Source organism: Burkholderia sp. SRS-W-2-2016 (genome assembly GCF_001931485.1).
In the GTDB taxonomy this organism is placed as follows: domain Bacteria; phylum Pseudomonadota; class Gammaproteobacteria; order Burkholderiales; family Burkholderiaceae; genus Paraburkholderia.
In genome coordinates this window covers 79,275-86,776 of the sequence record NZ_MSDV01000055.1, presented here as the reverse complement: position 1 = coordinate 86,776, position 7,502 = coordinate 79,275, and the positions used below count along the sequence as shown (strand labels likewise).

General features: G+C 66.4%; 7 protein-coding genes and 1 pseudogene. 5 read left to right on the top strand and 3 right to left on the bottom strand.

Annotated features, from left to right (window positions below; all coding sequences use genetic code 11):
* Nucleotides 1–129: 129 nt before the first annotated feature.
* Nucleotides 130–408, bottom strand: a complete 279-nt coding sequence (locus BTH42_RS24100; protein ID WP_075303679.1) for an oxidoreductase-like domain-containing protein — start codon at nucleotides 406–408, stop codon at nucleotides 130–132.
* A 66-nt stretch (nucleotides 409–474) separates the two neighbouring features.
* Nucleotides 475–1,239 (bottom strand): SDR family oxidoreductase, encoded by a 765-nt coding sequence (locus tag BTH42_RS24095; protein ID WP_075303678.1) that lies wholly within the window; start codon nucleotides 1,237–1,239, stop codon nucleotides 475–477.
* A gap of 204 nt (nucleotides 1,240–1,443) precedes the next feature.
* Here BTH42_RS24095 and BTH42_RS24090 point away from each other — a divergent pair.
* Together BTH42_RS24090 and BTH42_RS24085 are read left to right on the top strand one after the other, a co-directional pair.
* A pseudogene (locus tag BTH42_RS24090) lies at nucleotides 1,444–1,797 on the top strand (YkvA family protein); the annotation flags it as partial.
* Nucleotides 1,798–1,913: 116 nt separating this feature from the next.
* Nucleotides 1,914–2,771: a polysaccharide deacetylase family protein gene (locus BTH42_RS24085; protein WP_075303676.1), complete on the top strand. Its 858-nt coding sequence runs from the start codon at nucleotides 1,914–1,916 to the stop codon at nucleotides 2,769–2,771.
* Between the two features lie 33 nt (nucleotides 2,772–2,804).
* On the opposite strand, the gene BTH42_RS24080 is transcribed toward BTH42_RS24085, so the two are convergent.
* Nucleotides 2,805–4,229 carry a DUF2252 domain-containing protein gene (locus tag BTH42_RS24080; protein WP_075303675.1) on the bottom strand — a complete coding sequence of 475 codons (1,425 nt, stop codon included), beginning with the start codon at nucleotides 4,227–4,229 and terminating at the stop codon, nucleotides 2,805–2,807.
* 341 nt (nucleotides 4,230–4,570) lie between these two features.
* On the opposite strand from BTH42_RS24080, the gene motA reads away from it, so the two are divergent.
* From motA to BTH42_RS24065, 3 genes are all read left to right on the top strand, one after another.
* Nucleotides 4,571–5,440: a flagellar motor stator protein MotA gene (motA, locus tag BTH42_RS24075; protein ID WP_075303674.1), complete on the top strand. Its 870-nt coding sequence runs from the start codon at nucleotides 4,571–4,573 to the stop codon at nucleotides 5,438–5,440.
* Nucleotides 5,441–5,454: 14 nt separating this feature from the next.
* Nucleotides 5,455–6,594, top strand: coding sequence for a flagellar motor protein MotB (gene motB, locus BTH42_RS24070; protein ID WP_083654887.1), 1,140 nt, complete (start codon nucleotides 5,455–5,457; stop codon nucleotides 6,592–6,594).
* A gap of 122 nt (nucleotides 6,595–6,716) precedes the next feature.
* Complete coding sequence (locus tag BTH42_RS24065; protein WP_075303673.1) at nucleotides 6,717–7,400, top strand: Pr6Pr family membrane protein; 684 nt, start codon at nucleotides 6,717–6,719, stop codon at nucleotides 7,398–7,400.
* The last annotated feature ends 102 nt before the right edge of the window (nucleotides 7,401–7,502 follow it).

Here is a 7,502-nt window from a genome sequence, read left to right as displayed (position 1 = left end):
CGGGTTGCGGGTTGGGTTGCAGGGCGGGTTGCGGATTGCTCGGGGAACCGGTTGGCGAATCGGGCTGCTGCGGTTCGGTCGGCGGGAGCTGGAGGTCGGTCATGACGGGCACTGGGAAGATCGCGCGCTTCAACGGTGGCTGCCTGAGGCGCGGCGCGGCGATTTCGCGCCCGGCTTCGCGCCCGGCTTCGCACCCGGCTTCGCGTCGGCTTGCTGCTTCGCTTCGGCTGGCGGCTGTTCCGCCCGACGCTTCTCCCACGCGGCCAACGCGGTCCGGTAGCGGTCGTACGCGTCGTCGTACAGATCGAACACGCACGGCGTGCAGCCGCTATGACAGCAGTCTTCGAGTTCGGGCTGTACGGGCGGCTGCGGCGGCGGATCGTCGTCGCTGGGTATGGCTGGGGGCACGGCGCGGCGTTTTCGCGGGAAACGGGAAGCGCTCAGTATAAGTTGAACGCGCACGCGCCGCGCGCGTCAGCCGCGGCCGACAAACGGCATCTTGGTCGCCATGATCGTCATGAACTGCACGTTCGCCGACAGCGGCAGCGCCGCCATATGCAGCACCGCGTCGGCGACGTGCTGCACGTCCATCAGCGGCTCCGCGACGATCTCGCCGTTCGCCTGCGGCACCCCGCGCGCCATCCGCGCGGCCATCTCGGTCGCCGCGTTGCCGATGTCGATCTGCCCGCACACGATGTCGTACTTGCGGCCGTCGAGCGACACCGCTTTCGTCAAGCCGGTGATCGCGTGCTTGGTTGCCGTGTAGGCCGCACTGTTGGGCCGCGGCGCGTGCGCGGAAATCGAGCCGTTGTTGATGATGCGGCCGCCGCGCGGGTTCTGCGTTTTCATCAGACCGAACGCGGCGCGCGTGCACAGGAACACGCCGTTCAGATTGGTATCGACGATCGAACGCCATTCGTCGATGTCGAGCTCGTCGAGATCGACCGGCGAGCCGTTGCGGCCCGCGTTGTTGAACAGCACGTCGAGCCGGCCGAAGCGCGCGCGGATCGTGTCGAACAGCGCGGCGACGCTGGCGGCGTCGGTGACGTCGCACGACACCGCGAGCGCGTCGCCGCCCAGCGCCGCGGCTTCCTGAGCGACCGCATCAAGCGGCTGCTGGCGGCGGCCGGCGAGCACCACCCGATAACCGTGCCGCGCGAGCGTGAGCGCGCACGCGCGGCCGATGCCGCTGCCCGCGCCCGTTACCAACGCCACTTTCCCGCTGTTCTGTTCCGACATCGCGTATCTCCTGTCCTGTTGTGTTGGGTCGCGGCGCGCGCACTCGCGGCAAGGGTTCCGTATCGCCAGAACGCGCGCCTGATTTCGCCACGCACCATACAACAGCGCGCAGGCGCGACGCAAACCGCGCGGCGGTAAAATCCGCTTTCCGCCGGGCAGCTACGGATGAAGGCGCACATGGCCGGACAGCTGAAAAACTGGGCCCGCTCGATCAAGCGCGACGCCCATGCGCTGTACCTCGCGGCCCGAGACCCGCGGGTGCCCTGGTATGCGAAGGCGCTCGCCATTTGCGTTGCCGCTTACGCGCTGTCGCCGATCGACCTGATACCGGACTTCATCCCGGTGATCGGCTATCTGGATGACGCGATCCTGGTGCCGCTCGGCATCCTCGCGGTCGTCAAACTGATCCCCGCGGACATCATGGCCGAACACCGCGCGGCGGCGGCGCTCGCCGCGCAACGTCCGGTGAGCCGCGCGGCCGCCGTTGTGATCGGGTTGATCTGGGCGGCATCCGTCGCGCTGACGGTGTGGCTCGGCTACCGCTATCTGTCGGCCTGAGCGCTCCGGTGCGCAACGCGCCGCGGCCCGCATCGATGGTATCGTTCGCGGTTACGCATCGCGCATGATTGACCGCCTTCCCGCCAGCCGGGGACGCGCACCGGAAGCACGTTTCAATGAATGAATGCCCTAACCCGCCGCCGCGCGCCATGCCGGCGCCGCCGCGCCGCTGGCCGCGAACCCGCAACTCCGCGCTGCTCAACGGCACGATCGCCTGGCACGTGATCGTGCTGGCCGGCTGGTTGAGCGCGCCCGCCGCGTGGCCGTGGTGGCTCGCCGCGATCTTCGCGAACCACGCGATTTTCACGATCACCGGCCTGCTGCCGCGCACCGCGCTGCTCGGCCCGAACTGGACCCGTCTGCCCGCAAGCCCGCGCAACACCGACGCGATCGCGCTGACCATCGACGACGGTCCCGACCCGCTCGTCACGCCCCAGGTGCTCGATCTGCTCGACGCGTTCGGCGTGCGCGCGAGCTTTTTCTGCATCGGCGCGAAAGTGGAGCGTTATCCGCAGCTCGCACGCGAAATCGTCGCGCGTGGGCATGCGCTCGAAAATCATTCGCAGGTGCACGTGCATACGTTTTCCGTGACGTTTCCGGCCGCGCTCACGCGTGAGATCGCCGCCGCGCAGCGCACGCTCGAAACCGTCAGCGGCGAGCGGCCGATGTTTTTCCGCGCGCCGGCCGGCCTGCGCAATATCTTTCTGGAGCCGGTGTTGCGCAAACTCGATTTGCGCCTCGCGACCTGGACGCGGCGCGGCTACGACACGCGCGAGCGCAATCCTCACGTGGTCGCGCGGCGGCTGCTCGACGGCCTCGCCGCGCGCGACATCCTGTTGCTGCACGACGGCAACGCCGCGTTGACGCTCGACGGCAAGCCGCTGATTCTCACGGTGCTACCGAGCGTGATCGAAGCGGCGCGGCAGCGCAAACTGCGCTTCGTGACGCTGCGGGAGGCGCGCGTCGAGATGTGAGGTTCGGGGTTTGCGTTCGGGGTTTGGAACACCCTAACCGCTGAAATCGGCCGCGATATCGTCATCGGTGCGGGTCTGAAGCTCGCCGCTGCGCACCGCTTTGATGAACGTGTCGTAGTCGCGCTCGACCTGATCCGCGTAGCTCACCGCATAACCGCTCAATGCTTCGGCGAACTGATCACCGCGGCCGATGTACGCGCTGACCTCGATCGCCTGACCGCTCGCCTTCGCATGCGCGCGCGCCAGACTCCAGCCGCACAGCCGCGCATAACCGTCGAGCACGTCGCTGTCGAACAGTTCGAGATTCGGCGACAGCTTCAGCTCGCGCAACTGTCGAACGTAGAAATGGCGGCCGAGCGGCCCGCTGGTCCAGCCGAGAAACACATCGCTTGCGGCCTGCAACATCCGCTGTCCATAGACGATCCGCTCGCCCTCGTGCCTGACGGCCGGCGCGTGATGGAACTGCCCGACCACCGACGGCCGCGCCTCCTTCAATTGCAGAAATAGCGGCTTGCCCATGTGATCGACCAGCAGCACCGCCATGCAACGCAGACCGACGCTGCCGACCCCGGCGACGCTGAACGCGATGTCCTGCAGCGTGAAGTGATCGAGCAGTTCGCGCCGCTCGGACGACATCGACTGACGGTAATCGGCCCACATCTGCTGGATCAGCTTGTCGCCGTTGCCGCTGCGGAACGTGTCGGCTTCCGCCGGCGCGAACAGCTTATCGGCGAGCTTATCGGCGCTGCGCAGATGAAATAGCGCGGGCGGCGCATCGTGGAGGGTCCAGCGGCCGCCGTCGAACGCGGCCGCTTTTTCCAGCAGGCTTTCGTGGGTGCGGCTCGCGGCCCGTTCCAGCGCGCGCCGTACCGCGCGCCGCCGCTCGGGCGTCAACGCGATTTCCGCCATATGGTCGAACGTGATGCGGTCGTACCAGAGTTCGAGCGCGCCGCGCTGCGCGTAGTGCGCAATGCGGTCGCGGTACGAATTCACCGCGCTCGTCACGAGATTTTCGGCGGTGCCGCGGCTCAGTCGCATCTGACGGGCGGCGACCACGAGGCTCGCGCTCAGGCGCTTCAGATCCCATTCGAACGGGCCGATCGACACTTCGTCGAAATCGTGCAGGTCGAACACCAGTTGCCGCTCGGGCGTCGCGAAGCCGCCGAAATTCATCAGATGCGCGTCGCCGCAGACCGGCATGCTCAGACCCGTGTCGCGCACCTTGCTCAGATCGTGCGCGTGCACGATCGCGCTGCCGCGCAGGAACGCCAGCGGCGACGCGGCCATCCGCCCGTAGCGCAGCGGCAGCAGATGGTCGATGCGCCCCGCGCTGCTCTGCTTGAGCAGGTCGAGCGGATCGCGCTGCAAGTCGCCGGGCGCGCGATGGCTCGAACGCTTCGAATGCTCGCGCGCGGCCCGGCCTCGCGCTTCCCGTTCGGCAATGGTGCTGGTTTTCATGCTGTGACTCCGCTTGGCGACGTTTGAACCGGCGATGACAGAGACTGCGTATGAAGATGAACCGCGACGATGAACCGCGAAGTTGAACCACGTTGCGCCTCGCGATCATAACGGGTCGGTATGACGGCAGGTGAAAATCGCAAAGCGGACAAAGTTACCGACACCCTGTTCAGCAAACTCACCATCCGGTGAAAATATTCCGCTTTCATCGCGCCGCGCACTTCAGCAAAAGCGAATCGCGGCCGTTTACCCATCCATGCAGAATTTTTTACGACGCACGAAAACCCCTTGAAAAAGGGCGGGTTTCGCACGAGCGTGCGTCAAGGGAAAACGGAGAGAGTATGTTTGTCGTAATCGGCTGGGTGTTGGTGATCGGTTCTGTGATCGGTAGTTTCGTCGGCGTCGGCGGACATCTGCCGGCTCTCGTACAACCGTTCGAACTACTGTGTATTTTCGGCGCGGCGATCGGCGCGTTCGTGGTCGGCAATCCGGTTTCGACGCTGAAGAAAACGCTGAAGGCGCTGCCCTCGTGCTTCAAGGGCGGCGGCTACACGAAAGAGAAATACCTCGAACTGATCGCGCTGCTTTACGAGCTGCTGCAAAAGGCCCGCAAGGAAGGGATGATGGCGCTCGAAGCCGACGTCAACGCGCCGGAAGACAGCGCGATCTTCCAGAAGTACTCGCACGTGCTGAAGGATCATCACCTGCTCGATTTCATCGTCGACTATCTGCGCATGATGTCGGGCGGCAACGTCAATGTGCTCGAAGTGCAGGATCTGATGGACGAAGAACTGGCGACCCATCACGCGGAATCGGCGGTGCCGGCCAACGCGATCCAGAAGATGGCCGACGGCCTGCCGGCGTTCGGCATCGTCGCCGCGGTGATGGGCGTCGTGCACACGATGGGCTCGGTCGGCGCGCCGCCCGCGGTGCTCGGCGAGATGATCGCGGGCGCGCTGGTCGGCACCTTCCTCGGCATTCTGCTCGCGTATGGCTTTATCGGCCCGGTCGCCGATCTGCTGAACGCGAAGGGCCGCGCAGAAGCGAAACCGTTCCAGTGTGTGAAGGCGGTGCTGCTCGCGTCGCTGTCCGGCTACGCGCCGCCGGTCGCGGTCGAGTTCGGCCGCAAGGTGCTGTTCACCGCCGATCGCCCGAGTTTCCAGGAACTCGACGACGCGGTGCGCGCAACCAAGATGCCGAAGTCGGCCTGAGCGGGAGCGACGCGATGAGCGAAAGAAGATCGCGCCCGGCGGAGGCCGAAGCGCTGCCGGCGCCGGTGATCGTGCGCCGCTCGAAGAAGGGCGACGACCACGGCGGCCACCACGGCGGCGCATGGAAGATCGCGTACGCGGACTTCGTGACCGCGATGATGGCGTTCTTTCTGTTGATGTGGCTGCTCGGCTCGACGTCGAAATTCGACAAGCAGGGCATCGAGGATTACTTCAATACGCCGCTGTCGAGTCTGCTCGGCGGACACGAGGGCACCGCCGCCGCGCGGCCGAGCGTCGTGCAGGGCGGCGGCCGCGATATCTCCGATACGCGGCCCGGCGTCGGCACGAAAAGCCAGGACGAGCCGACGCCGCCGCGCGCGGCGACGCCCGCTGTTACGCCGGCGGATGCCGAGAAGCTGCAACAGCTGAAAGCGAAGCTCACCGCGCTGATCGAACAGAGCCCGGCGCTCAAAGCGTTCAAGGATCAGATCCGCATTTCGATCACCAATGAAGGACTGCGTATCGAGATCGTCGATTCGCAGAACCGGCCGATGTTCGCGTCCGGCAGCTCGAAGCTGCAACCGTACGCGGTGACGATCCTCACGCAGATCGGCGCGGCGCTGAACGATGTCGACAACCGTATTTCGATCGCGGGTCACACCGATGCGGTGCCGTACACCGCCGGCCCCGAAGGCTATTCGAACTGGGAGCTGTCGTCCGAGCGCGCGAACGCCGCGCGCCGCTCGCTGGTGGCGGGCGGCATGCATGGCGAAAAAGTACTGCAGGTACGCGGCCTCGCCGATGTGCTGCCGCTGAACCGCCAGGTCGTCGATGAACCGACCAACCGGCGCATCAGCATCCTGGTGCTGAACAAGGCCGCGGAGCAGGCGTTCTTCCATGACGGCGGGCGTACTTCGCTCGACGATACGTCGCCGGTCGGCGCGGCGCTGCCGGCTGTGGCCGCGCGGCTTCAACCGGCGGGACAGGCGGCGATGCAACCGGCGGTACCAGTCGCGGCGCAGCCAGCGATGCGGGCGGCGATGCAGCCAGCGGTGCAGCCAGCGGCGCAAGCCGGCGTGCAACCCGTTGCACCCGCACCCGCACCTGCACCCGCACTCGCGCAGGTGGCGACGGCTTCGCGTAGTACCCCGTAGCATTTGCCCTAACCCCCGCGCCGTCATCCACGCGTTGCACCTGCTGTGCACCCACGCCCGGATGACGGCCACCGCGCCCCACCCCACGCAAGCGCGTCCAGCGCGCGGGTAGAATCGGGCGCATGTCCCCTCCCCCTATCCAACACCGCGAACCCGAGCTTCCGCTGCATACGCCGAGCGTGTCGTCGCTGACGCTGGCGGCCATGATCGCCGTAATCGCGTGGCTCTCGCTGCTCGCGCAAGCCGATGTCACGATCGATCGCACGCTTGCGCGCGGACTCACCGTGCTCGACGCGGTCGCGCGCATGAGCAGCTACCTGACCAATCTGACCGTGCTCGCGTGCGCGCTGTGCTTCACCTGCGTCGCCGCGTGGAAAAGCCGCGCGCCGCTGGTGCGCTGGCTACGGCAGCCGACCGTCGTCACCGCGGTGGTCGTCTACATGGTGTTCGTCGGGATCGCTTACAACCTGCTGTTGCGCGGCTGGTGGTCGCCGCCGCTGTATCGACGGCTGCTCAACGAATCGCTGCACAGCGTGCTGCCGATGCTCGCCGCGCTGTACTGGGTGCTGTTCGTACCGCGCTTTCATCTGCGGCTGCGGCACTGTCTGCTGTGGCTCGTCTATCCGCTCGCGTATCTCGGCATCACGTTCTGGCGCGGCAGCCTGTCGGACTTCTATCCGTATCCGTTCATCGACGTCGACCGGCTCGGTCTCAGGCAGGTGGTCGTCAATTCCGCGCTGCTGTTCGGCGGCTTTCTGATGCTGATGGCTGTTTTTATAGGGATCAATTTCCGCCGCCGGCGCTGACGGACACTCGCTGTATTCATCGCGTTCGGGTCTTACCGACCTCGGACTAACCTCGCCGCCCATGGCCGCGCCGGGCGCGCTTCTTGCGCCGGTTCGTCACCG